This is a genomic window from Asticcacaulis taihuensis (assembly GCF_900100255.1).
Taxonomy (GTDB): Bacteria; Pseudomonadota; Alphaproteobacteria; order Caulobacterales; family Caulobacteraceae; genus Asticcacaulis; species Asticcacaulis taihuensis.
The window spans coordinates 64004-90201 of sequence record NZ_FMTS01000009.1; the positions used below are offsets into that span (position 1 = coordinate 64004).

Genomic DNA, 26198 nt, shown 5'->3' on the forward strand with positions numbered 1-26198 from the left:
AAAAAAAGCGCTCCGGAGGTCTCCGGAGCGCCAGGGTTCACGCAGGTGTGAGGATCAGTAGCTGTAGGCCAGGCGAACGATGAAGTTGCGGCCCGGCTCCATATAATCCTTCTGGTAGGACGGGCTCTTGCCCTTGGTGGTGTAGTAGCGGTGGCCGTCCAGGATATTCTGGGCGTCGAAATCGACCGCCAGTTGTTTGCTGAAATTATAGCGGGTGTGCAGGTCGAGCGACTTGTTCGGCTGCACCCATTTATCGACCGCGTTGTCACGCAGGTCTTCGATATAGGCACCCTGGTACTGATAGGCCAGCTTGGCTTCGAAGCCGTACTTCTGATAGGTCAGGGCCGCATTATAGTTCAGGTCCGGCGACTGAATGAAGGGGATGGGCCGGCCCTTGCGGTAATCGAGGCCGGTTTCGGCTTCCGAATTCTGCGAAGTGACGTTGAATTCGACACCGAAACCGTCAAACGGCGCGCCCAGGCCCTCGAAGGATTTGATCACGTTCAGTTCGACGCCCGAAATGGTCGCCTTCTGGCCGTTCTTCGGCTGGCTGTATTCGATCGTGCCCTCTTGTGTATTGGCGCTGACCGATGAGCCGTTGGTGAAGATGAAGTCATGGATCACCTTCTGGAAGTAGGTGATCGACACCATGCTCGACGCATCCGGATAGTATTCCGCCGACAGATCGAGATTGACAGCTTGCGCTGGCTTCAGGTCCGGATTGCCGCGGCTGACCGAGATAATCTCATGGGTCGTCGGATCGCGGCCGATGGACACGCCTTGGCTGATATTGCCGTATTCCGGACGTGAGAAGCTGGTCCACAGGGCGCCGCGATAGACGAAGCGGCTATCAGGACGCCACACCGCCGTGACCGACGGCAAGACGTTGTTGTAGCCCTTTTTATAGGTCAGGAAACCGGAGTTGTTGCCATTGTCTTCATCCTCGGCCCAGGCGGTATTTTCGACCGCCGTGTGCTCGACGCGGATACCTGCCAAGACCTGCAGGTCGTTGAAGCGCATGTCCGCCAGGGCGTAGGCGGCGGTGATGGTTTCCGTTCCGTGCTTGTCGTCAGAATCGAGATCGGCCTTGCTGAAGGTCGAAGGGTTGGCAGCCATGGCGGCCCTGATGGCATTCTCGACGGCCGAACGGCTCAGGATTGAGCCGTAGTAATAGGTGCCGTGGTCGATGCCCTCGATCTGGCGCTCGACCAGGCCCGAAGAGGCGAGAGTCGAGTCCTCCAGGGGCGTGCCATCGACATTACCGTCCCACAGCGGCGTATAGTCATATTTGCGCTCGGACTTGGTATACTTGAAACCAGCCTTGATATGATCGATGAAGCCGGTCATCTGGTAGGTGGCGTCCAGCTTCAGGGCCGTGCGGGCATCCGACTGCCTGTCCTTGTCGAAATAGGCGCCGTCGAAGGGCAGCAGGTCGTCGCGGTGATCGACATTGGCGGCATAGGCCGGCAATTGCGCCAGCGGGAAACGCGGATCAAACGATGACCACAGGATGCCGGTCGAGGTGAACATCGGGTCGGTGTCGCACTTGTCGCAATTATATCCGATGCCGAAATTGCCATCGCTGCCCTTTTCACCGTAGGAATAGCTCAGGTCATATTCCAGGGTCAGGGCGTCGGCATGGGTGATGCCGCCGGCGTTCAGGGTCATCAGGTCGGAGACCTGGTCCTGGTTCTGGAAGCTGCGGGCAAACTGGAAGGCTTTCGGATCCCAGACGCCGGAACGGCCATAGAGCGACCAGTAGGAATTGCTGCTGGTGCGGTCGGCATCGGTGATGAATCCGTCACCATCCGTGTCAACGATCTGGCTGGTGGTATAGCCATAGGTATTGCCCTTGGCGCCCGTGCCGGTGATCATCTGCTCCGGCTGCAGCAGCGAGGTGTCGTCGATATTGACCTGGGTCAGCCGGGCGGTCGGGCGGCTGCGCTCGTCGGTATAGTCGTTGGTGCCGACGCGGTTCAGCTTCGAATACTGGCCACGCAGGTAAAGCTGGGTATCGTCGCCGTGATAATCGATCGAGAAATTGCCGCCATAGCGCTCCTGCGACCCGCGGCGATAGTCGAGATCAATACCCGGCAGATACATCGACTTCTCATCAATAGCCTCTTCCGAGTTCAGGCGGAACTTGTAGGGCTCCCATTCGCCGTCATTCTCGGTTTCCTCGTTGTGGTAGTTGCTCTTGCCGTAGTTGATCGAGCCGAAAACACCCCATTTGCCGTTCTCGAAGCGATGCGAGCCGTCGATCTGGATCTGGGCATTGCCGTCCTTTTCGCCCTGGCCTTCGGCGCGGTCATTGATGCCGTAGCTGGCGAAAACGCGGACCGTATCCTTGCGGAAATCGAAAGCGTTGGGCGTAACGAAATTGACCGCGCCGCCGATGGCGTCGCCGTCCATGTCCGGCGTGAGGGTCTTGGAAACCGAAATGGCCTTGAGGCCGTTGGGCGGCAGGACCGTCATCGACATGCGGCGGCTGTCACTGTCTGTCAGGGCCACGCGCACGCCGTTCATCGAGTATGAGTTGAACGTGCCGCCGAAGCCGCGGATGGCGACATATTCGCCTTCGCCGGTCTCCTGGTTGACGACGACGTTGACGCCCGGCACGCGCGCCAGGGCGTCGGCGGCATTGGCGTCGGGCAGCTTGCCGAGATCGTCAGCCGAAATGACATTGGTGACGGCCGTGGCCTTCTTCTGCTGGCTGATGGCATTGGCGTTCTGAAGGCGCTGGCCGGTGACCACGACCTCGGTCGGAGCATCGGCGGCGGCCAGGGTTTCCGCCTGAGCGAAGGCTGTCAGCGGCAGGGCACACAGAAGCGCGCCGAAGCTGGCCCCCATGAGCGATGTTTTGGTGATGAATGACATGGTTTTCTCCAAGCGTGTCCATAAGGCCGAATTGCGATACTTCTTCTGATCCGGCCCCGCGCAGCGCGCGGCGGGCATTCCCCTCATCCCGCCCTGCCCCCGCCGTGCCGCTGAAGGCGCACAGGTTCGCACCTTCTGACACGAAGACAGAATTCGTTATGGATAGATAATGCCCAAGCCATGAATGTTAATAAGAAGCTATTGCTTAATGTCGCAAAATAAATCTGGTGTAAACCAGTTTTATTATGTTTAGAAAAATAGTCTAAACACCACAATTCATTTATAAATTTGTCACATATGCATGTTTCATTGACTGCTCGCCTGATTTCAAGTACAAGACGTCCAACCGGACGAAACATGACTGCCCGGAGGCTTCTTCAGCATTACATTGAATTTTGTGCCGTTTAGCCGACGCGGATATCGACACTGACCTTCAGCGCGTCGTGGCGCCAGTATTCCTGGTCATATTCAACCACCCGCCCCTGCGCATCCTCGCTGATACGCGTCACCAGAAGCCCCGGCAGGCCGGACTTGACGCGCAGGGCCAGGGCCTCTTCCAGCGTCAGCGCGCAAGGCTGCATTTCGATACGGTTGCGCGCCACGTCAATCATGTAGTGATTGCGCAGCACCTGGGTCAGCGAGCCTTCCAGGTCATGGTCCAGGAGTCCCGGCGCCAGGCGCGGATCGACAAAGATGGTCTCGACCAGAACGGCGCGGTGATCGACATAGCGACGGCGGCGCAATTCATGAAGCGGCGCGCCTGCCTTCAAACCGAATATCGCCGCCTGTTCGGGCGTGGCCGACACTTCACGCGCACTCAGAAGTTCGGTGCGCGGCGCGCGGTTCTGCGCCGTCACGTAAGACATGAATCCTTCCCAGCGCGTCGGATCATAGACGATGGGTGCCGGCGAGACATACCAGCCACTGCGTTCCTTGCGATAGATCAGCCCCTCGGCTTCAAGCTGGAACAGGGCCGCGCGCACGGTGCCGCGCGCCGCGCCGGTGCCGGTCTGCAACTGACGCTCCGAGGGCAGGCAGGCATTGGCCGCCAGGTCGCCGCTTTGGATATGGGCGGCGATACTGTCACGCACCCCCAGATAGTGCCGACCCTCGGCACTGTCGGGCAGGTCCATCCACCAGCCGGGCCGGTCGAGCGATTTCTTGACGGTCATGGGTAAGCTTTCGGAAGCGGGCAGCTTCCTGCATATGCGACTCGCCGGAACTTACCTAGCGTCTTTCATTATTAATGCGCGGATCATCGGTGCATAGCTGTCAAAGGCCGGCATATCGGCGCCAACAATCTTGCCCAGTTCGTCATAACGCCGCAGATCAAGCGCCGCCTGGTGCGCCGGATGCGCCAGGAAGGCTGTCATTTCTTCGGCGTCCATAAGCCCGCCCTGCAGGAGGAAACTTTGCAGGGAGGCAGCACTCAAGCCTTTCAGGTATGATGGATTGATGGTCGCCAGATAACGTTTGGCCGCCACATGCAAGGCGATCGGCTCGGATACCGAAGGCGGCAGGCACCGTGCCAGCCAGCCGGAGCCAATGCGCTCGTGCCGCGTATCTATGCCGCGATCGGCGGCATCCTCACCAAACTTGTGCAGAAGGTGGCCGATATCGTGCAGCAGGGCCGCTATGATCAAAGCGTCATCGGCGCCGTCTATACGTGCATGATAAGCGCATTGCTCGGCATGTTCGCGCTGGCTGACATCCTCGCCGTAATGATCGTCGCCCCGCGTAGCATAGAGATGAAGGATCTGGTCGACAGTATCGGCGGATAAGACGGGATCAAAGGCAGACATCAATTTCTTCTCTGGCAAGGCAATTAACTGGTCTATACCAGACAGAGTCTGCCGCGACAAATGCCAAATTGCCGCAGCCGCAATTGTCATAAAAAATTGAAACTACGCCCCAGAAATCTGGTCTATACCAGAAACAATTTCCAGCAGGGCTTATCATGACAAACACTTCCTCCGCCAACCGTCGCCAGCTTCTGCAAATGGCCGCCGCCGGCTTAGGCGCAACGGCTCTTGCTTCCCTGCAAAAAGCAATGGCTACTCCGGCCAACAACAGGACCGGCACGATCATGGATGTCGAGCATGTGGTCATCTTCATGCAGGAAAACCGCGCCTTCGATCATTATTTCGGCACCTTCCCCGGCGTGCGTGGCCAGGGCGATCCGCGCCCGCTTCGCCTGCGCAATGGCCACAGCGTCTGGCGCCAGCCGAGCGACCAGCATCCGGACGGATACGTCATGCCCTACTGGGCCGACTCGAAGGCCGCCAATGCCTATGTCGTCGATGGCGCCGACCAGGGGCATGACGCCGCCACCATCATCGTCAATGGCGGCCATTACGACCAGTGGGGCGTCTCCAAGCAACTGCACAACCGCATGACGCACTATACGGCGTCGGATCTGCCCTTCTACCACGCATTGGCGGCCAATTTCACGATCTGCGACGCCTATCACTGCTCGACCCTGACCCAGACCTATCCCAACCGCCTGCACCTGTGGACCGGCTGCAATGGCGCCGCCAAGGTGGGTGGCGAACCGGTGCTGTCCAACTACGGCGAGGACGAGACCCCTTCCGCCGACATGGCCGAGGACAGGCCGATTGACGCCTACACCTGGACCACCTATGCCGAGCGCCTGGAGAAGGCTGGTATCAACTGGAAGGTCTATCAGGAATACGACAATTTCGGCGACAATATCCTGTCGGTCTTTAAGCCGTTCCGTCCGTGCGACAAGGACTCGAACTTCTACAAACGCGGCCGTTCGTGGGTCTCCGAACATAAGACAGGTGCGGACCGCACGCGCTCCGACGGCCAGCAACTGGTCGAGGCCTTCCGCAATGATATCGCCACGGGCAAGCTGCCGCAGGTGTCGTGGATCGTCACCGCCGCCGCCCTTTCCGAACATCCGAGTTGGACACCGGCCGATGGCGAGAATGTCTGCGCCAAGCTGATCGAGGCCCTGACCGACCATCCGGAAGTTTTCGCCAGGACCGTTTTCATCATCAATTACGACGAGGCTGGCGGCCTGTACGACCACATGCTGCCGCCCTCACCGCCCGCCGATGAAAGCCAGGGCTGGAGTGGTGTCAGCGTCGCCGGCGAGTTCAAGGACTACGGCAACGAGCCCGGCAATCCAAACAAAGGATTGCAGCCGCTCGGACTGGGCATCCGCATTCCGGCCATGGTTGTCTCGCCGTGGAGCCGTGGCGGCTATGTCTGCTCCGAGGTCTTCGACCACGTTTCCACCCTCAAATTCCTCGAAAGGCGCTTTGGCGTGAAGGAAACCAATATCAGCGACTGGCGCCGCGCCGTCAGCGGCGACCTGACCTCGGCCTTCGACTTCCAGACCCCGAATGCCGACCTGTCGCAGCTACACCTGCCGTCGACCGACGACTACAAGGCGCGCCTGGCCCATGCGGCCACCCAGCCTTCGCTGAAGATCCCGGACACGCAGGCTCCCGGCGGCCAGCCGGCCGAGCAGCGCCCGGCACGCCCCCTGCCCTACGCCATCAATGCCAATCTCCGCCAGACCGGCAAGGATGTGCTGATCGACCTTGGCAATACCGGCACCAAGGCGGCCGTCTTCACCATTCACGATTACGCGCCCTATAATGTTACTGGTCCGTGGCGCTATACGCTCGATGCGGGCCAATCCTACCAGGCGTCGCAATGGAACCATCGCGGGCGCGAAGTCTATGACCTGGCCGTGCATGGCCCGAATGGATTCTATCGCCACTTCAAGGGCCGCCAGCGCGACGACGACAAGCTGGTGCCTGATCCGGTCATGGTGATCGCCAGCGAGAACGCCAAAACCGGTGAACTGAGTCTGGCCCTGCAAAACACCGGCTCTGCGCCGGTCGAGGTCAGCCTTGTCAATGATCCGCGCTACAGCCAGGCGAACCAGACCCTGACCCTGCCGGCCAATGGCGTGCAGACCGTCCGTCTCGAGCTCGCCGCGTCCGACCACTGGTACGACCTGACCCTGGAGATCACCGGCAATGACCAGTGGCTGCGCCGTTATGCCGGCCATATCGAAACCGGCCGCGCCAGCCGTACCGATCCCGGCATCGGCGCCATGGTCGTCTGATGGCGCCCGCCTATGACTTTGCCCCATCCTATGATGTTGCCATAGTCGGGGGCGGGATCATCGGTCTCGCCCACGCCTGGACCGCCGTAAAGGCAGGGCTGAATGTGGCCCTGTTTGAGCGCCATGCCCGCGCCATCGGCGCCTCGATTCGTAATTTCGGCTTTATTACGGTCACCGGCCAGCAGCGCGGTGATTTCCACGCCCTGGCCCGGCGGACGCGTGACCTGTGGCTGGTAGCAACGGCCGAGGCGGGCATATCGATCGAGCAGCACGGGCTCTATGTCAGCGCCCGCTACCCGGAATCCGAAGCGGTCTTGCGCGCCTTCCTCGATACCGAGATGGGGACCGATTGCCGCCTATTGGCCGCCGGGGACGCGCCGTTTCTGGCGGAAGGCCTGCGCGCCGTCCTGCATTCACCGCACGATATTCGCGTGGAGTCACGCACCGCCATTCCGAAACTGAGTGCATGGCTCGCCCCCCGCGCCGATCTGCATTACGGCGTCGCCGTCACCGACATCGAGACCGGCCGGCTTGAGACATCTATCGGCGAGATCAGCGCCGAACGTATCATCGTCTGCCCCGGTGACGACCTGACCGGCCTTTTTGCCGATCGCATCCGCGCCTGCCATATCTCGCGCTGCCAGTTGCAGATGCTGCGCCTGGCCGATCCGGGCTTCCGCCTGCCGGGCGCGGTGATGTCCGATCTCAGCCTGGTCCGTTATCTCGGCTATGCCGACCTGCCCGAAGCCGCTGCCCTCAAAACACGCCTTGAGGCCGAACACGCGGCGCAACTGGCCAATGGCGTCCACCTGATTGTGGTGCAGAGCGCCGACGGCTCGCTGGTCGTTGGCGACAGCCACCACTATGGCGACGCGCCCGAACCCTTCACCTCCGAGGCCGTCAATCAATTGATCCTCGATGAATACCGCGCCGTACTGGGCGTCCCGTCGCCGGTGATCGAACGCTGGAGCGGCACCTATGCCACCTCGCCCGACCAGCTGTTCCTGATCGATGCGCCGCTGCCCGATGTTCGTCTGGTGGTCGTCACCTGCGGCGCCGGCGCCTCCACATCCTTCGGCATCGCCGAACGCACTTTCCAAAGCTTCTGAGGTTCCCATGATGTCTTCACCTATTAAGGCTTTCATCTTCGACTGGGCCGGCACCATGGTCGATTTCGGCAGCCTCGCCCCCGTCCGCGCCCTGCAATCGGTCTTCGCGCTCGAAGGCATCGACCTGACCATGCCGGAGGCCCGCGCCGACATGGGCATGGCCAAGCGCGCCCACATCACCGCCATTCTCGGCCGCGAACCGATGCGGTCGCATTGGCGCGCCATCAAGGGCCACGATGCCAGCCCCACGGATATCGACCACCTGTTCAATGCCATCGGCCCACTGATGGAACGCGCTGCCACCGAATGCGCCGTGCTGATTCCCGGCGCGGCGGATCTGGTGAAAACCCTGCGCGCCCAGGGCATCCGCATTGGTTCCGGCACCGGCTACAGCCGCGACATGATGGCGGGCAACCTGCCGGCCGCCGCCGCGCAAGGCTATGCGCCCGATCTCGTCGTCTGCGCCGGTGAAACCGCCGAGGGCCGCCCTTCGCCGTTGATGACCTGGAAGGCCATGGTGGACTTAAGCGTCTGGCCGGCCCGCGCCTGCGTCAAAGTCGATGACGCCACGGTCGGCATTCAGGAAGGCCGGGAGGCGGGGGTGTGGACCATCGGCGTGGCCGCCAGTGGTAACGGCACCGGGCTTGACCTGGCCGAATTCACCGCCCTGTCATCAGAGGATCGCAAAACGCATGTAACCGCGTCAGCCGAGGCCCTGCGCGAGGCCGGCGCCGATTTCGTGGTCAACAGCGTCGCCGATATCGCCGGCCTGCTGCCCGAAATCGAAGCCCGCATCGCCGCCAACCTCTATCCCGGCGTCCTGCCCGCCGCCATTCATATCTAAGGCCCGCCATGAGTACGATTGACGCCCCCCTGCCCGCCGGCGCCAGACAGACCGGCTTCACCGCCTGGCTCGCCAAGGCCCCGCCCCTCGTCTTCGCTCTCTATGGCGGCCTGATGGCGTTTGGCGCCTATTTCGCCATGTATGCCTATCGCAAGCCCTTTGCCGTGGCCAGCTTCACCGATGTGGCCGGATTTGTGGTCGACTACAAGATCGCCCTCGTCATTTCGCAGGTCTTTGGCTACGCCCTCTCCAAGGTTATCGGCGTCAAGGTGATTTCCGAACTGCCGGGCCGCTACCGCGCCATCGCCATCCTGCTTTTGATCGGCTTTGCCGAGGCCATGCTGGTCGCCTTCGCTAGCGTACCCGCGCCATACAATATTGCCTGCCTGTTCTTGAATGGCCTGTCGCTCGGCCTGATCTGGGGGCTGGTGTTCGGCTTCCTCGAAGGCCGCCGCGTCTCGGAAATCCTCGGCTCCATCCTGTGCGCCAGCTTCATCGTCTCATCGGGCGTGGTCAAGTCAGTCGGCAAGTGGGTGATGCTGGAGCACTATGCCAATGAATTCTGGATGCCGGCCGTGACCGGCCTGCTCTTCGCCCCCCTGCTGCTGATCTGCGTGCTGGGCCTGTCGCAATTGCCGCCGCCGTCGCCGGAAGACGAGGCCGCCCGCGTCGCGCGTGTCCCCATGAACAAGGCCGCGCGCAAAACCGTCTTCGGCGCCTTTGCCCCCGGCCTGGTTGCCCTCGTCGTCATCTATATCGGCCTGACGGCGCTGCGCGACTTCCGCGACAACTTCGCCGCGGAGATATGGAGCGATCTTGGCTTCGGGGATAATGCCGGCATATTCACTGCCTCGGAACTGCCGATCGGCATTGTGGTGCTGGCCGCCATGTGCCTGCTGGCTCTGTTCCGCAACAACCGCCTCGCCTTCATGGCCAATCTCGCCATGGTCGGGATCGGGCTGGTGCTGGCGGCCGCTTCCACCTTCGCCTTCCAGGCCCACATACTTGGACCAATCACATGGATGATCCTGCTCGGCGGTGGACTCTATCTCGCCTATACGCCGTTCAATGCCCTGCTGTTCGATCGCTTCATCGCCGCCAGCGGCCTGGTGGGCACGGCCGGCTTCCTGATCTATGTCGCCGATGCCAGCGGCTATCTCGGCTCAACCGCCCTGCTCCTATTCAAGAACTTCAGTGGCGTCAGCCTGCCTTGGGCGCAGTTCCTGGTGGCTTCGACCTATGGCACAGCGGCCGTGGGTCTCATTCTCCTTATCTGGAGCGCCATCTATTTTGCCCGAAGGCTAAAGGTGTGAGGCTGCCGGCAGGTCCAATGTCATGGAACCACATCCACAGGTTTCGCCGTCTTTACGACGCCAGATAGCTCGCGCAAGCGTCTTAACCTCGGCCACATCATGGTGCACCATTTGGTGCAGGCAGTCCTCAAGACCGATCGGATTGGCGGCCAGCCAGCCCGGCCCTGACAGCTCCCGACCGGTCTCGGCGACGTTTCGCCGCCCCCGCGGAGGCACGCGCACAGCGCGTTAGCCGTGAGCGAAACAATGGTGCCCCCGGTCGGAGGGGATGGCTCGGTTTCGTCGATAGCCAGTTCGAGTCCTTCATGGCTCGTTTCCGGACTACTGATATCATTGGCTTTTTGCTGCTTGATGTTGAAGTTCATTTCGAGTCCCCCGGTCGGAAAGCAACATCAAGAATAACACTCTGAAATCTGATGATGAAGGCTTGAGTGATATTTGACCGTGCCCCGAAGAGTGCCCCAGACCATTCATGGACTCAAACCATGTATACTTTTAAAGTAAATTTCGGTGATGTCAAATACTATTGGATGCTTGCGGATAATCGTGGATTGGGCGAAGTTCAGTCCGATATCGTAGTCCTCATTTCCCTTAATTTTAGAACCATTTTTCGCAGGAATGTGAGGGATGTAGAGTGAGAACTTCGGCGTTTGGCCCTTTGCTGACATTCAAGATTAGGCGTTAGTGGCCCTTTCCGGACGTTAGGTCTGACATCCAGTTGCGAAAAGCGGCCATTTTCATTGGCGTTTCGATGGCGATTATTATGGTTTCAGCCTCGAGTTCACGGGCATGTAACTACGTATGAACTGCCACGCTGTCCGCGATTAGGTGGCATTGCTCCGGCCCCGAATAGCTCATGACCGCCCCCTCCGCCGGCTATGATGAGCCCCACTCGCGGTAGTCGACCGCCACCGTCTTATGGTTGCAATAAGCAGTTGAATCGCTTATGCCTAGACAAGGGGAGCCGCCAAACTGAACCATGAAACTAAGTTGGTTAGGCGAAGCTTTAGGGGATATATGACATCAATTTCATTTGAAATCTTGATCGATGATGCTTTGTCGAATGTAAGTACGCAAAGTGATCTGAAGGCCGCACTAAACAAAAAGCTCCTAAGCTTGGCGAATGATTACCAGGATGGAAAGTGGCGGTATGACAAGTTTCAACAATACATTTGGAATAATATCGCTTTAACCGCCTTATCTGAGAAGGAACGGCAGTCCCTTTCAAATAAGAGCCATACGTCCCTCGTTGAGTCCGCCAAAAATCTGCGCCTTACTGACAAGGACGCGGTCGGCAAGGGAAGCGAAATTGCTGAGATCTTCCTTTACGGCGTTATGAAGGAAAAGTTCAACGCACTGCCTGTCGTCCCCAAAATTTTCTACAAACAAAATGTCCAAGACAATGTCAAAGGCGCGGACTGTCCGGCGTCAGCGTGAATGGGCCAGAATTGGATTGTTGAGTTAAGGAGGGTTTGACCTCATCGTAGCCTTTAAGGAGAGCGAAGATGAGAGGCAAACCCATGGCGCCTAAGATCACTAAGCCTTCGGCCGAGAAAATCGTCAAGGACATCCGGCGTGAGACGCGCCGATACTTCTCGGCTGAAGAGAAGATCCGCATCGTTATGGAGTGCCTGCGGGGCGAGGACAGCATTTCTGATATCTGTCGTCGCGAAGGCATTGCAACCAGCCTGTATTACACCTGGTCGAAGGATTTCCTCGAAGCCGGTAAGAGGCGCTTGGCCGGGGACACAGCCCGTCAGGCCACGTCAGACGAGGTCAAGGTCCTGCGTAAGGAAGCGCGTGACCTGAAAGAAGTGGTGGCTGAACTGACGCTGGAGAACCGGCTGCTTAAAAAAAGCGCGAACGGGACTGGGGGCGACGACGAATGAGATACCCAGCCACGGAAAAGCTCGAGATCATCCGCCTGGTCGAGCAGTCCCATTTATCTGCCCGCCGAACTCTGGCGCAACTCGGCATCCCCAAGACAACCTTCTACCGCTGGTACGACCTGTTTCTCACTCATGGTCCCGAAGGGCTGGAGGATGGCACGGGCGGCTCACCGCGCGTCTGGAACCGCATTGCCGACGAGGTCCGGGGCCAGATCGTCGAGATGGCCTTGGAACATACAGAGCTGTCCCCCCGGGAACTGGCGGTGAAATTCTGCGACGAAAAAAGCTATTTTGTTTCTGAGGCTTCGGTTTATCGCCTGTTGAAGGAACGCAACCTCATCACCAGCCCTGCCTATGTGGTGATGAAGGCGGCAGAGGAATATCACGACAAGACCACGGCGCCGAACCAGATGTGGCAGACCGACTTCACCTACTTCAAGATCATCGGCTGGGGCTGGTTCTATCTGTCGACCATCCTCGACGACTTCTCTCGTTACATTGTCGCCTGGAAACTATGCGACGGCATGAAGTACGAGGATGTCACCGCCACGGTTGAACTGGCCCTGGAGGCCACCGGTCTCGACAAGGCCAGAGGCAGAAAGCGCCCTCGGCTCCTGTCGGACAATGGCGGTTCCTACGTCTCGGCTGAGTTGGCTGACTGGCTATCAGACCGAGGCATGTCACAGGTTCATGGCAAGCCAGGCCACCCGCAAACCCAGGGCAAGATCGAGCGCTGGCATCAGACCCTGAAGAACCGTATCCTGCTGGAAAACTATTATCTGCCAGGCGATCTCGAACGTCAGATCGAGGCCTTCATCGATCATTACAATCACAGGCGATATCACGAAAGCCTCGGCAACGTGACACCAGCCGATGCCTACTTCGGACGCGCACAAGCGATCTGGAACAAAAGGCAGAAGATTAAACTGAAAACACTCGAACACCGCCGCTTGCAACATCAGAAAACAGCGGCGTAATATCCACCTAAACCGAGGCCAAACCCTCCACTATTTTGCGACCGAGTTTGTCCCAATATCTTTGACGACGGACACCGCGATGCCCATTCCGGGCTGAGCGGTAAGAACGGCCCCGTGCGCAGACTTGTTCAATCGGCCTCACACCCCTCGTGGGCACTCGACGTCGGCTTGTTCGGGCAACCCCATGACCTGGGCAACATTTCCGCCTACAGGGGTAAGGCAACCGGACTTTCCGATTACATAGGCTGGCTCGCCAATAACTTTGATCCGAGCATCTCTTGGTCTGACCTCGAATGGATTAGAGACTTCTGGCAGGGAAAAATCATAATTAAGGGTATTCTTGACCCTGATGACGCTGAAGATGCCGTACGCTTTGGAGCGGATGCGATCGTCGTTTCAAACCATGGTGGACGACAGTTGGACGGGGTACTGTCTACGGCGCAAGCCCTCCCACCAATCGCCGATGCAGTCGGTGACAAGATCACAGTTCTGGCAGATTCCGGCATACGCAACGGCCTCGACGTTGTCCGAATGCTGGCCCTTGGAGCCAAGGGTGTAATGCTTGGGCGCGCCTACGTGTATGCGCTCGCGGCTAACGGGGGCGCCGGCGTGATTAACCTTCTTTCTATCATTGAGAAAGAACTCCGTGTGGCGATGACCCTAACGGGCACGACTTCTATTAGCGCCATAAGTCGCAAGTGTCTTGTGCACGCGCGTGAATAGCCTCGGGCCACTTTTTACAGTACAAAGCTCATGGCTAATACTCCCTAGTTGCAAAATAAGCTGGACGGCCAATGCCTAAAAGTCATGCCGCGGAGTTTCCAATTGGGCGCGTGTCCTTAAATGCAATTTTTCAACGACTGAGCTGATTTGACGCGCAAGAATTGGAAATCAGATTTCGCAACCAAAGGCAGGCGCCGTCTCTTTGCGTGCGTTCGTGCCAAATCATTCGGTATCCGAAGGTCTCGAGTTCTATAGGGGGCATGAATTTAAGGAGTTCAAATGAGTTCGCGGCTTCCTCAGCGGCCCGTCGAGGCAGGGTGAGAACAAGGTTCGATCGTGACACGAGAAGTGCCGCCGTCATGAAATAGGGCAACCACATTGCAATCCTGCGTTTAAGGCCTCGGGCACGGAGTGCATCGTCGACAATACCGGTGCGGCCTCCTGTGACAGTCACTAAAGCGTGGTCGTATGCGAGGTAATTATCCATATCAATTCGCCCATTTTGAATGTGGCTAGTCAAAGGATGGTTGTTACTTATCAGACAGATGTAGTCTTCGTTAAATAGGTCTGCAGTTCTCAAGCTGGTTGGCACGGGGTCGTCAGAATAGAACGCTAGATCGATCTGACCTTCGGACAGCATTCTAAAGGTGTCCCGTCCAAAACCAACGACTTCGAGACCCGATAGTGGGGCTTGGGCTATCATTTGCGCTAATGTCTGAGGAAGGACCGCTATGGCGCCATAGTCCGTAGTAGCAAGTCTGAACACGCGCGTTGTTGAGGTGATGTCGAATACAGGCTTCGTGTCGAAGAACGCCTCTGTTTGTTCAAGCAAAAGCTCAAGAGGGGCAGCCAGCTCTGAGGCGTATAGGGTAGGCATCATCGACCTATTCCCCTTTACGAGCAGTCGGTCACCGAACTGTCGTCGAAGTCGAGAAAGTGATCGGCTAACCGCGGGTTGGCTCATGCCCAGACGCTCTGCAGCCTGACTGACACCTCGCGTCTGAAGCAGAGCTCGCAAAACGACTAGCAAATTGAGATCGATGTCTTTCAAATCCGGTTCACGCATAATCGAAATCCGCTTCTGCCATTAGACGCATAATCTGGCATCGCGTATATGATAGTTAGATGCAAAACGCAAAAGGACCAGTAGATGAACTTACAGAAGATCGCTTTAGTCATGGCTGCGGTTGCGGGGTTGGCGATTTGCGGTACAGCCCAGGCAAGTCCAGAGATTAGCCCGAAGAACAAGGTAGCTATTGAAGCGTTTTACGGTGCGCTCAATACACATGACCTGAGCAAACTGGATGACGCCGTTTCGGTAGACTGGGATGACCGACCGCTTGCACCGCAACAAGCTCCGGGCCGCGAGGGCTTTAAGCCCACTGTGAAATATTTCTTCGCTGCCTTCCCAAATCTACATGTTACCAACGAACAAGTTGTCGAAGACGGTAACTTCGTCGTCGTGCGCTCCACGCTGAGCGGGACACAAAGCGGCGAGTTTTCAGGCATGGCCCCCTCGGGCAAACATTTCTCAATTACGGTGATGGACATGCACGAAATGCGTGATGGTAAAATCATCCGCACCTGGCATGTCGAAGACTGGCTGGGCATGATGTTCCAGACCGGCGCCTAGCCCGCAAAAAAATAGCGAGCGAAAAAATGCAAGATGAGACACATTTGCCAACGAACCGCCGCGCGGTGCTGGCCTCTTTTACGACACTTGGAGTTGGCGCTATGACAGCTGTTATCCCATCTAGTTCGATAGCTGCGACTGTGCCTACTAAAGGCGGATGGGTACGCCGAAACTTGGCTTTCGAGAGTAATGGTGTCGAACTCCAAGGTGCTCTGTTCCGGCCTTCAGGTGTTGATGGTAAGTTGCCAGGGCTTGTCATAAGTGGGCCGTTTGGTTCGGTAAAGGAACAGTCACCTGTTCAATATGCAACGCGTCTCGCAAAAGCGGGGTATGCCTGCTTGATTTTTGATCCTACCGGTAGTGGCGCGAGTGGCGGTGCTCCTCGTCGAACCGAAGGGCCGAGTCAAAGGCAGCGAGACATCCGAGCTGCAACGGATGCGCTGGCGGCTGATCCAGGTACCGATACAAATCGAATAGGTGGTTTGGGAATATGCCAAGGCGCAAGTTACATGATGTTTGCCGTAGCCGAAGACCCTCGCCTTAAAGTTCTGGCATGCATATCCGGCCAATATCTTTACAAGGAAAACCTCGAGGGATTCTTCAGCGGCGGCGGCCCTACACTCGACGAGCGTATCGCACGTGGAAACCAAGCTAAGGCGCGAGAAGCTGCCGGCGGGCCAGTCGAATACATTCCGGTAATCTCCCCGACCGACAAGTCTGTCGCCTTGCCTTGGCGGGAGATCAACGATTGGTATGCTCGATGGGACGGACTTGGTTGGGGTTCCAGAACGACTTGGGAGAACAGGGTCACCGCTTCGAGCGACGCCGATGTCTGGACCGTTGATGTTAGGAAACCTGCCGGTAAAATCGACGTGCCGACTTTAATTTTGCATGGGGAGAAATCGGACGGTTTTTTGGTTGCTGCGCGCACTGTCTACGACTCGTTGAGAGTGAATGACCGAAAGTTGATTATAGAGCCGGGCGTTTTTCACACTCGGTTCTATGATGATCCCGAGGTCGTGGACAACGCTGTTAGCGAGGTTGTGACTTGGTTGGCCGGAAGACTTTAGCCAAAGGTACTGACGAAGTGGCGTGCCATGTTCAAGTTATGGCCGAAGCTACCAGGGATACGCTGCTGCCTAGTATACGGCATCACGGCTGGCCGAACAGTCCAGCCATATGCAGGAACAAATCGCTCGATTTGTATAGAAAGTGCGAGACGGTGGAGCGCTACCGAAGTCTGAGAGCCCTATAAGGCAGAACATTTGCCTGGACCTCGACGAATATGGCATTCAAGCCATCAACGAGGCCTATGTATTAACTCTTGGCTCAGAGCCATGTAACCGTCTTGCCTGGTCGACCTTAATTCGAAAAGCACTGTCTTTAGTAGATTGTTCGGACTCTGTATTTTCACGTGAGTGCGTCCATTAGCATCGTACTGCTAGATCATTCCTGAGAGCGGTTGGTGCCCCTCGTAAGCGGTTAGGCAGCCACATCTAGCGTTCAGTAATGCCGGGCTCTAAAGCGATAACGCGCCGTTCGCGCTCATATTATTGGCGTCGGCGACACCGCGCCTGAAGCTATCGACAAACTATTCAACCTTCACTCGTCCCCCTCCGGATAGAACAGATATGCCCAGTTCAAATGAATGCGGCGATACCCGGCGCGTCGCAATAGTTCCATTTTCGCTGCTCGAATGCACAGACAAAGCGGGGGCTTTTTCCGCGCCGATAAGGGGCCCTGTTTCAACGCCGGTTGAGAAAGGAACTTTCGTCGGAATGGGCTTCATACCGAATATATATCACAATGTGGGACAATAAGCTACATGGTGGATATTTTGTCAATATTTCTTAGCTCTCAACTTGCACTCATCCCAACATTTTGTTAGAGGTGCTAAATAATGGAATAAAAATATCGGAGGATTCCTTTGCTGGCGAGTTGTGCCCGGAAGTGAGGGACGGGGACTTGGAAATGCTCGGTAGATCAGTACCTGCTGAAAAAGGGGCTTAAGTATCGCCTGAGTAAAAGTTGTGGCTAAATTTGGCACGCTTACGAAGTCTCTCATAGTTATTCGATACCTCAGACGATAGATTTGCAATTAATTGGGAGCTTTTACTGTGTTTCATCATCAGGCGCCTATGCTGAGATTTGTCTTCAAACGCGGGATACGAGCTGGCCTTGTGCCCGCTTCGGTTGCTTTGTTGTTGATAGCCGGGCCAACGCGTTCAGAAGGATCTCAGAAGTGCACTGAAGATGGTCCCAAACCATCAATACCTTCTTTGGAGCAGGTTTTTTCGAATCCGCCATCTGGCGCACGCCCTCTAGTTTGGTGGCACTGGATGAACGGCAACATAACAAAGCAAGGCATATCCTCGGATCTTAAGTGGATGAAGTCCATAGGGCTTGGCGGCGTCCAGAATTTCGACGTCGATCTAGGGACGCCTAAGGTAGTCGATTCACGTTTGCTTTACATGACGCCTGGTTGGCAAGACGCATTTAGATACGCAGTTAGAACGGCGGACTGCCTTGGCTTGGAATTTGGCATTGCCGCGTCACCTGGATGGTCTGAGACCGGAGGTGGCTGGGTACCAAAAGATGATGGCTTAAAAAAAGTAGTTTGGAGCGAAGTCTTTGTCGATGGCGGCAAGCCCATTCGACTGACACTTCCGGCACTTCCGGCAAGCCCAGGCCCGTTTCAGGACTTACAAATCGATGATGATGCGGCCATACGTGTTCGTGACCGCGATGGTGTGAAGACTTATAGTCATGGGGATATAGCAGTTTTTGCCTATCCTGATAAGGAACCATCTTCTGCTTCATTGCCGACGGTAATCTCAGGTAGTGGAGAGATTATCGATGCCAGCGCCATTTTTGATGCCAATGTGGACACATCCGTCCGTGTCCCACGGTTGGTAAACGGCATGCCTTCGGAATTAAGGTTTAGATATAAAGACCTAACGACCATTCGTTCTGTTACTTTATATATTCCGAATGGGAACGGTAGGTGGAGTGGGCCAAATATCCAACCTTATCTTGAGGCGAGCGACGATGGACTTAACTGGCATTTTCTGACAAATTTGAAGGTCAGTTCAGTGCCGGAGACTGAAAGCTTTTCACCCCAAACCGCTCGTCAATTTCGAGTTGTATTCAAACCGATCGTCGCAGAAACTTTTGATCCTAATAGTTACGCGGAGGGTATAATTCCTCCTGAGCCAGAGCATGATGACCTTCCGCTGGAGGTCGTACAGCTAAAACTTTCGCCTGAGTCAGTGATAGATCGTTTCGAGGCAAAAGCAGGATACTCAATCGAGCGAGACTATTTTAAACTTTCATCCGGAGGAACTGAGCAGGCAGGGCTAAAGTCAGAAGAGGTCGTCAACATTACCAAATACGTAGCGCCAGACGGAGCCCTGTCTTGGACGCCTCCTGCCGGGCGGTGGAAGATAGTTCGCATCGGCTGGTCACTTCTTGGAACAGTAAATCATCCTGCACAAGATGAAGCTACAGGGTTGGAAGTAGACAAATTCGATCGAGGCGCAGTAGGCCGATACATGGATCATTATCTTGGCATGTATCAAGGTGTTGTTGGATCTCAGATGTTTGGCTCAAGGGGCCTTAGAGCAATTGTCACTGATAGTATAGAGGTGGGTGCAGCGAACTGGACCCCAGCTATGATTGATCAATTTAAGTCATTGCGTGGCTATGATCCTACACCTTGGCTGCCGACACTGACTGGTGTCATAATAGGCTCGCGTGATCAGAGCGACCGTTTCCTATATGATTATAGGCGCACGTTGTCAGATCTTATGGCTTCGGAACATTATGGAACTGTCGCTCAACGCGCACATGTTGCGGGCTTGAAAGTCTACGGGGAGGCGTTGGAAAGCTTTAGGCCTTCGCTTGGCGATGATATGGATATGCGACGGTATGCCGATGTGCCAATGGCAGCTATGTGGATGTTCCCGCGTGAAACTGGGCCAAGTGCATCTCATATTGCAGATATTAAAGGAGCGGCGTCGGTCGCTCATATTTTTGGTCAGAACATCGTCGCGGCAGAATCGATGACTTCGGCAAGGCGGTTCTGGGCAGATTCTCCGGCAACACTGCGTAGGATCATCGATTTAGAAATGGTAACAGGGGTAAATCGTCCCGTGATTCACACTTCAGTCCATCAGCCACTTGACAACAAGGTACCTGGATTTGGTTTGTTATTTTTCGGACAGTATTTCAATCGTCACGAGACTTGGGCAACTTTGGCCAGGCCTTGGGTCGATTACATAAGCCGAAGCGCTTCCCTTCTGCAACGCGGCAAGTTCGTTGCCGACGTAGCGTATTTTTACGGCGAGGAAGCGCCGCTTACCGCACTCTATGGATCCGAACCGGTGGCAGATGCCCCAAAGAATAACGGATTCGATTTTGTGAACCCCACTGTCGTTTGCGGGGAATTGAAAGTTGATGGTCAAGACCTCGTTACAAAATCTGGCATGAGGTACAAGGTACTGTTCCTTGGTGGCTCTTCTTATCGGATGTCTGTTCCAATGTTACGGTGTATTAGATCCTTAGTCTTAGATGGAGCCACTGTAGTTGGGGTCGCGCCTCTTGAATCGACAGGCCTCAAATTCAGTGAAAGCGATTTTGAATCCTTGCGAAAGGAACTTTGGTCAGGATCTATCCTTACTAAGATAGGTAAAGGTCAAGTGTTGGATACTTCAAACGTAGATGATGCGTTAAAACAATTGAATGTTACTCCCGATTTTACCTATTCGTCGAGTGCAGGAATTGTGAAGGTTGACACTCTTCACAGGCGTGATGGCAATAGTAACATTTGGTTTGTCGTCAACCGCCTCAACAAAGATGCACGTATTGAAGCTCGTTTTGGAATCACAGGTTACAGGCCAGAAGTCTGGAACGCAGAAACTGGAAAAATATCCTCTGTAAGTTATCGAATTGAAGGTCGTCAGACGGTAGTTCCATTGACCTTAAACGCCGAAAAATCCGTTTTCGTAGTATTTAGAAAGCCATCGAAGTCCAATGGCGAAACCATCAATGAAAAATCCTATCATAAGGTTGTAGGACTTGACGAAACTTGGCGTGTCACTTTTGAAAAAAATCGTGGAGCTCCGCTCGATTACAAAATGAGCCGTCTGACGGCGCTAGAATTGAACAGCAATTCTGGTATTCGCTACTTCTCTGGGATCGCAACCTATAACCGCACTTTTAATTCACCGAAAAGTTGGGTCAGGGGAAAGCCTTTGCTCATCGATCTTGGGACAGTCTACGAGGTTGCAGAAGTTTGGGTTAATGGGAAGCGCGCATGTGGTCTTTGGCAGGCTCCATTTCAATGTGATATTGGTGCCTTAACAAGGCCCGGCATTAACGATCTTTCAGTCAAGGTCGCTAACCTATGGGTAAATCGATTGATTGGCGACGCGCAGCCCCACGCCAGTGCGATTACCTTCACTACTATGCCTACCTACAGACCAGACGCTAGCCTTAGACCCTCGGGATTGATTGGTCCTGTAACCTTGTTAATGGAAGATCATTAGAAACGGGGTTGACGACGTATTGTCTTTTATATTCGATTTGGTCCGGGAAGTTGAGCATTGCCTGGCACCAGAGTTGTGTGTGTCTGGGCTACGGGGTGGGAGTACAATTAAGTGCGTTTTAGAAAAATACTCAAACAGGTTGTTCGACACCACCCGGCCGCTTGAATTAGCTTCCGATTTTTGGAGTCTTCCAGTCGTGGACGCACCTTCATGGACAGGTTTGGATAGAGCGCAAATTAGATCGTCTGGAATCTCTAAATCAACAATGGAACAGATATTTAATGAGTAAAAAATCCGTAACGTGCCGTAACAGGGGCGCCACATGAGTGACGATAAAGGTGAAAACATGAAAATAAATAAACGTAGTCTACTGGCGGGCGCTCCGATTTTGGCGACCCTGGGTCTGGCGTCCGCAGTGAGGGCTGAGGTCGGGACGACTGATGGCGCTTGTGCACTGGCACAAAAAGCGCCTGACTATAAACTGCCCATGGCCAAAGGGCCTTTCCAACCAACCGTCGAATCGCTGGAAGCCTATGAGACTCCTGAGTGGTTCCGTGATGCCAAGTTCGGCATCTGGGCGCACTGGGGACCGCAGGCTGTGCCGCGTGCCGGCGACTGGTATGCCCGTGATATGTATGTGCCAGGACATCCAAATTATGAGCAGCATGTGAAGGCCTACGGCCATCCGTCCGAATTTGGCTATAAGGACATTATCCCGCTGTGGACGGCGGAAAAGTTCGATCCCGAGGCGCTGATGGACAAGTATGTTGCCGCGGGCGCCAAGTATTTCGTCAGCATGGGCGTGCACCACGATAATTTCGATCTCTGGAATTCAAAGCTGCATCGGTGGAATGCCGTAAAGATGGGCCCCAGGCGTGACATTGTGGGCGAATGGGCTAAGGCTGCGCGCAAGCGCGGTCTGCGATTTGGTGTATCGGAGCATCTGGGCGCCAGTTATACCTGGTTCTATACCAGTCATCAGTTTGATCGGTTCTTTCCCAAAATCGGGGTCAATTACGATGGAGCCGATCCCAAATTCGCCGATCTTTACCATGATAATCAGGGAGAGGAATATCATGGTGCTAAGGGCTGGTACACCACCGATCCGGCCTTTCATCAATTGTGGTATAACCGGATCAGCGACCTGATAGATTCCTATAAGCCGGATCTGCTCTATTCCGATGGTGGTTTGCCATTCGGGGTGGTTGGCCGCTCGCTTGTGTCGCACCTGTATAATGGCAGCGTCGACAAAAAAGGCGCTGTGCAGGCTGTCTATAACTGCAAGGACCTGGGTTCGGGCGAATTCAATGCCAAGACCTGCGTGCAGGATGTCGAGCGCGGCGTGCTCAAGGGTATCAATCCGCGGCCGTGGCAGACTGATACCTCAAACGGCGACTGGTTCTACAGCGACAACTATACCTATAAGACCGCGCCGCAGGTGATCACCATGTTGAGCGACATCGTCAGCAAGAATGGCAATTTGCTGCTCAACGTCGTGCTTTACCCAGACGGTAGCCTGCCGCCAGAATCGCAGATCCTGCTCGATGAGCTGGCGGCATGGATGAAAGTAAATGGCGATGCTATTCACGGTACGCGCCCGTGGCACATCTTTGGCGAGGGTCCAACCGAAACGGTTGAAGGCGCATTTCAGGAGAACAACAGCTACACAGCGCAGGATATCCGCTTCACCACGAAGGGCAATAAGCTATACGCCATCACGCTAGATCAACCGTCGCAGAGCGTGGCCGTGAAGGCCTTACACGCGGGACACGGCGCGAAAAGGGTGAGCACTGTCAGACTGCTGGGGGTAAAAAAAGCGCTGACATTCCATCAGGCAGATGAGGCGCTCATTATTAATCTTCCGGCCTCGCTGCCCACCCGTCACGCCAGCGTTTTTGAAATCACTTTCCGAACCTAAGTTGGAGAGCATAACCTTTCAGGGTGGCCTTCCTTAGATATCGCCTATTTGACTTTTTCTCTGCCTCCCACGTAATGAAAGGAGTGGATCAAGGGGACCGCGAGTAAAATTCAGAAAAACTGTGAACTGATGGGGTGGATGCCCCCTCCGATGGGCATTGTATAATGCCCAATCATCGCGTGGTGCGATGTGACAGGAGGACGATGATATGAACGAAGTGCATATATTGGCTGTCGACCTGGCCAAACGTAGCTTTCAGGTCTGTGCGGTCGGTCGGGGCGGGGCGTGTGTGGATGCCCCCGCTTTTGCAAGGTGATTTTCTAACTTTTTTCGGCGTCGAACATCTATCGGTCGTGTGTCAGGCCTCTGTTCGTGGCCTTAAGCGCCAGGGGGCCGGTATGCAGTTCGAAGAACAAGTTCCACATCGGTTCAGAGAGCTTGGTTTGCTCGAGCCCCGGGACTGGTTTGCTTGTCCTGAACATTGAAGTCCTTGCCGCATAATCGTCAGTCGATCTCCTTGTTGAAGCCGCAGCCCCAAGCGCTCACCGCATTGCCTGCATGGGCTGGCAGCGGATTACGCCAAACGGTAGTTTTCTCCCCTTGTCATCATCGCCCAAACAATGCGGGCCATTTTGTTGGCCAGCGCGACAGCGGCGGCCATGCGAGCTTTTCGTCCCATCAAACGGCCCAGCCAATTATCGGGCAATACGCCCTTGCGGACGATCCATCGAATCCGACTCATGGCGCCGACGATCAGCAGTTTGCGGATGTCGCTTTGGCCCATTGTTGATTATCGCGAAGAACTAACCCAGGAATCTCATCAGGAAGTGACCCACCTTTAAGGTATAACGCTGCGGGTCGTGGTGGGGTCAAGTCACAGTTTTCTCCCTCCTCGATTTTGCCGTTGCGGTGCTGGCCTTGAAGCGGAAGCTGTCGTTGCCGGTCTCTAGTATGTGGCAGTGGTGGGTGAGCCGGTCGAGCAGCGCCGTGGTCATCTTGGCATCGCCGAAGACACCGGCCCATTCACTGAAGCTGAGATTGGTCGTAATGACGACACTGGTCTGTTCGTAGAGCCGGCTAAGCATGTGGAACAATAAGGCGCCACCAGAGGCACTAAACGGCAGGTAACCCAGCTCATCCAGGACCACCATGTCGAGCTTCAGAAGTCGGTCTGCCATCTGTCCGACTTTGCCCTGAGCTTTTTCCTGTTCAAGCAGATTGACCAACTCGATCGTGGAGAAGAAGCGGATCTTCTTGCGATGGTGCTCAACCGCCTGAACGCCCAGGGCTGTTGCGATATGCGTTTTGCCGGTCCCGGGTCCACCGATAAGCACGACGTTTTGGGCGCCGTCCATAAACTCACAGCGGTGCAACTGTCGCACAAGGGCTTCGTTAATGTCGCTGGAAGCGAAGTCGTACGCGGACAGGTCCTTGTAGGCTGGCAAACGAGCCGACTTGATCTGATAGGCGATGGACCTGACTTCGCGTTCAGCGGTTTCCGCCTTCAGCAACTGGGACAAGATAGGGATTGCGGCTTCAAACGCAGGCGAGCCTTGCTCCGTCAGTTCAGTGACGGCCTGGGCCATGCCGTACATTTTCAGCGACCGCAGCATGATGACGATGGCCGCGCTGGCGGGATCATGACGCATGGCGACCCTCCATCCGCAGGGCGTCGTAGCGCTCAACATTGGCCAAGGGTTCTTGCGTAAGCCGCAGGGCCTGAGGCGCATCTATCGTGTCCGGCGGTGTTGTCCCATCGATCAGACGATGCAGCAGATTCAGGATATGGGTCTTTGTCGGCACGCCACCGGCCAGCGCCAGTTCGACTGCCTGTAAGACGACCTGTTCGTCATGTTGAAGGACCAGGGCCAGGATTTCGACCATTTCCCGATCACCGCCCAGGCGTTTAAGTAGGTGATGCTGCAGGCGCCGAAACGCCTCTGGTAGTTCTAGGAACGGTGCGCCGTTTCGCAACGCACCTGGCTTGCGTTGGATGACCGCCAGATAATGGCGCCAGTCGTAGATCGTGCGCCCCGGGCTATGGGAGCGATTGATTATCCTTTCATGTTCGCACAGGATTTGTCCCTCCGCGGCGACGACGATCCGCGTAGGGTAAACCCGCACACTGACAGGACGGTTGGCGAACGAAGCCGGCACGCTGTAACGGTTGCGCTCCATGTGCACCAGGCAGGTAGGCGTCACCCGCTTTGTGTGTTCGACGAAGCCATCAAACGGCCTGGAAGGCTCCATCAGGTACGGCTGCTCTTCCGCCCAGACATCATGGATTGTGCCGGGCAGTTCACCATGCGGGATTTCCTGCCAGTAGGCCATACAACGGTTTTCCAGCCAGGCATTCAGCGCCGCCAGGTCCGGGAAGCTCGGTATCGGCACCCATAAACGGTGGCGGGCGTCCTGGACATTCTTCTCGACCTGTCCCTTTTCCCAGCCGGAGGCCGGATTACAGAACTCGGCGTCGAACAGGTAATGACTGGCCATCGCCTGGAAGCGTAGGTTCACTTGCCGCGCCTTGCCCGCACCCACCTTGTCGACGGCGGTCCGCATATTGTCGTAGATTCCACGCCTCGGCACACCACCTAAGACCCGGAAGGCCTCGACATGGGCATCGAACAGCATCTCGTGGGTCTGAAGTGGATACGCCCGGACAATGAAGGCGCGACTGTGCGATAGCTTGAAGTGCGCCACCTGGAGTTTGGTCTTCTCGCCACCCAGGATCGCCCAGTCCTCGCTCCAGTCGAACTGGAAGGCTTCGCCAGCTTCAAAGGCTAGAGGCACGAATGTTCCGCGCCCACTCATCTGCTGCTCTCGCAACCGATTGGCTTTCCACTCCCTCGCGAAGGTGGCGACACGTGGGTACGATCCGTCATAACCCAGCACCACCAAGTCCGCGTAGAGCTGCTTGATCGTCCGTTTTTGCTTACGTGACTTGCCAGATTCGATCTTCAGCCAGTGGACCAGCTTGTCTGCATAAGCGTCCAACTTTGTCGGACGAGCCGCCGACTGGTACGTCGGCTCGACAACATCTGACCGAAGGTATTTGCGGATCGTATTCCGGGACAAACCGGTCCGCCGACATATCTCACGGATAGGTATCCGATCCCGAAAAGCCCAGCGCCTGATGACGCTCAATAATGCCATGTCTATCACTCCGAGGGCCCTCGCTGTTCGACAACGAGGGGAGTTTCACATGGGTCAATTCCTGATGATAATTAAGCCGCCAAATGGGTCAGTTTTCGGTGATATTCAACA

General features: G+C 56.1%; 17 protein-coding genes and 1 pseudogene. 11 read left to right on the forward strand and 7 right to left on the reverse strand.

The genetic code is table 11. From position 1 onward, the window contains the following. Positions 1 to 54: 54 nt before the first annotated feature. The 3 genes from BLO49_RS16910 to BLO49_RS16920 form a co-directional block, all read right to left on the reverse strand. Positions 55 to 2877: a TonB-dependent receptor gene (locus tag BLO49_RS16910; RefSeq protein ID WP_245679079.1), complete on the reverse strand. Its 2823-nt coding sequence runs from the start codon at positions 2875 to 2877 to the stop codon at positions 55 to 57. A gap of 404 nt (positions 2878 to 3281) precedes the next feature. Next, a complete protein-coding gene (locus tag BLO49_RS16915) occupies positions 3282 to 4049 on the reverse strand; it encodes a UTRA domain-containing protein (protein ID WP_245679080.1) in 768 nt (255 codons plus the stop codon). A 51-nt stretch (positions 4050 to 4100) separates the two neighbouring features. Then, the gene (locus BLO49_RS16920) at positions 4101 to 4679 is read right to left on the reverse strand and encodes an HD domain-containing protein (RefSeq protein ID WP_090650670.1); all 579 of its coding nucleotides are present in this window, start codon (positions 4677 to 4679) and stop codon (positions 4101 to 4103) included. Between the two features lie 155 nt (positions 4680 to 4834). On the opposite strand from BLO49_RS16920, the gene BLO49_RS16925 reads away from it, so the two are divergent. The 7 genes and pseudogenes from BLO49_RS16925 to BLO49_RS16960 all read left to right on the forward strand — a co-directional run. Further along, on the forward strand, positions 4835 to 6979 hold the full coding sequence (locus tag BLO49_RS16925; protein ID WP_090650672.1) for a phosphocholine-specific phospholipase C: 2145 nt from the start codon (positions 4835 to 4837) through the stop codon (positions 6977 to 6979). Further along, a complete protein-coding gene (locus BLO49_RS16930; RefSeq protein WP_090650674.1) occupies positions 6979 to 8088 on the forward strand; it encodes a TIGR03364 family FAD-dependent oxidoreductase in 1110 nt (369 codons plus the stop codon). Before BLO49_RS16925 ends, BLO49_RS16930 begins: the two co-directional genes overlap by 1 nt. Positions 8089 to 8098: 10 nt before the next feature. Beyond that, the gene (gene phnX / locus BLO49_RS16935; RefSeq protein WP_090650698.1) at positions 8099 to 8932 is read left to right on the forward strand and encodes a phosphonoacetaldehyde hydrolase; all 834 of its coding nucleotides are present in this window, start codon (positions 8099 to 8101) and stop codon (positions 8930 to 8932) included. A gap of 8 nt (positions 8933 to 8940) precedes the next feature. Next, positions 8941 to 10245 carry a DUF5690 family protein gene (locus tag BLO49_RS16940; RefSeq protein ID WP_090650675.1) on the forward strand — a complete coding sequence of 435 codons (1305 nt, stop codon included), beginning with the start codon at positions 8941 to 8943 and terminating at the stop codon, positions 10243 to 10245. 1017 nt (positions 10246 to 11262) lie between these two features. Then, positions 11263 to 11682, forward strand: a complete 420-nt coding sequence (locus tag BLO49_RS16950) for a Hachiman antiphage defense system protein HamA (RefSeq protein ID WP_090650679.1) — start codon at positions 11263 to 11265, stop codon at positions 11680 to 11682. A 68-nt stretch (positions 11683 to 11750) separates the two neighbouring features. Further along, positions 11751 to 13111, forward strand: a protein-coding gene (locus tag BLO49_RS16955) for an IS3 family transposase (RefSeq protein WP_090650680.1) whose coding sequence is annotated in 2 segments (ribosomal slippage) — positions 11751 to 12096 and positions 12096 to 13111 — 1362 coding nt in all. Because the reading frame shifts where the segments join, the coding sequence is not laid out codon by codon here. A gap of 72 nt (positions 13112 to 13183) precedes the next feature. Continuing rightward, a pseudogene (locus BLO49_RS16960) lies at positions 13184 to 13834 on the forward strand (L-lactate dehydrogenase); the annotation flags it as partial. Between the two features lie 130 nt (positions 13835 to 13964). On the opposite strand, the gene BLO49_RS16965 reads toward BLO49_RS16960, so the two are convergent. Further along, a complete protein-coding gene (locus BLO49_RS16965; protein ID WP_090650683.1) occupies positions 13965 to 14900 on the reverse strand; it encodes a LysR family transcriptional regulator in 936 nt (311 codons plus the stop codon). An 84-nt stretch (positions 14901 to 14984) separates the two neighbouring features. On the opposite strand from BLO49_RS16965, the gene BLO49_RS16970 reads away from it, so the two are divergent. The 4 genes from BLO49_RS16970 to BLO49_RS16985 all read left to right on the forward strand — a co-directional run bounded on the left by BLO49_RS16970 (position 14985) and on the right by BLO49_RS16985 (position 22931). After that, the gene (locus BLO49_RS16970; protein ID WP_090650685.1) at positions 14985 to 15467 is read left to right on the forward strand and encodes an ester cyclase; all 483 of its coding nucleotides are present in this window, start codon (positions 14985 to 14987) and stop codon (positions 15465 to 15467) included. A 101-nt stretch (positions 15468 to 15568) separates the two neighbouring features. After that, positions 15569 to 16537 carry an alpha/beta hydrolase gene (locus BLO49_RS16975; protein ID WP_170828384.1) on the forward strand — a complete coding sequence of 323 codons (969 nt, stop codon included), beginning with the start codon at positions 15569 to 15571 and terminating at the stop codon, positions 16535 to 16537. A gap of 1047 nt (positions 16538 to 17584) precedes the next feature. Then, positions 17585 to 21013 carry a glycosyl hydrolase gene (locus BLO49_RS16980; protein ID WP_220083766.1) on the forward strand — a complete coding sequence of 1143 codons (3429 nt, stop codon included), beginning with the start codon at positions 17585 to 17587 and terminating at the stop codon, positions 21011 to 21013. A 322-nt stretch (positions 21014 to 21335) separates the two neighbouring features. Then, positions 21336 to 22931, forward strand: a complete 1596-nt coding sequence (locus tag BLO49_RS16985; protein ID WP_245679081.1) for an alpha-L-fucosidase — start codon at positions 21336 to 21338, stop codon at positions 22929 to 22931. Between the two features lie 574 nt (positions 22932 to 23505). Here the strand turns inward: BLO49_RS16985 and BLO49_RS16990 are convergent. The 3 genes from BLO49_RS16990 to istA all read right to left on the reverse strand — a co-directional run bounded on the left by BLO49_RS16990 (position 23506) and on the right by istA (position 26087). Further along, complete coding sequence (locus tag BLO49_RS16990; RefSeq protein ID WP_220083767.1) at positions 23506 to 23715, reverse strand: hypothetical protein; 210 nt, start codon at positions 23713 to 23715, stop codon at positions 23506 to 23508. A gap of 85 nt (positions 23716 to 23800) precedes the next feature. After that, complete coding sequence (gene istB, locus BLO49_RS16995) at positions 23801 to 24580, reverse strand: IS21-like element helper ATPase IstB (RefSeq protein WP_090646289.1); 780 nt, start codon at positions 24578 to 24580, stop codon at positions 23801 to 23803. Then, positions 24570 to 26087: an IS21 family transposase gene (gene istA / locus BLO49_RS17000; protein WP_090646292.1), complete on the reverse strand. Its 1518-nt coding sequence runs from the start codon at positions 26085 to 26087 to the stop codon at positions 24570 to 24572. Before istA ends, istB begins: the two co-directional genes overlap by 11 nt. Positions 26088 to 26198 lie beyond the last annotated feature (111 nt).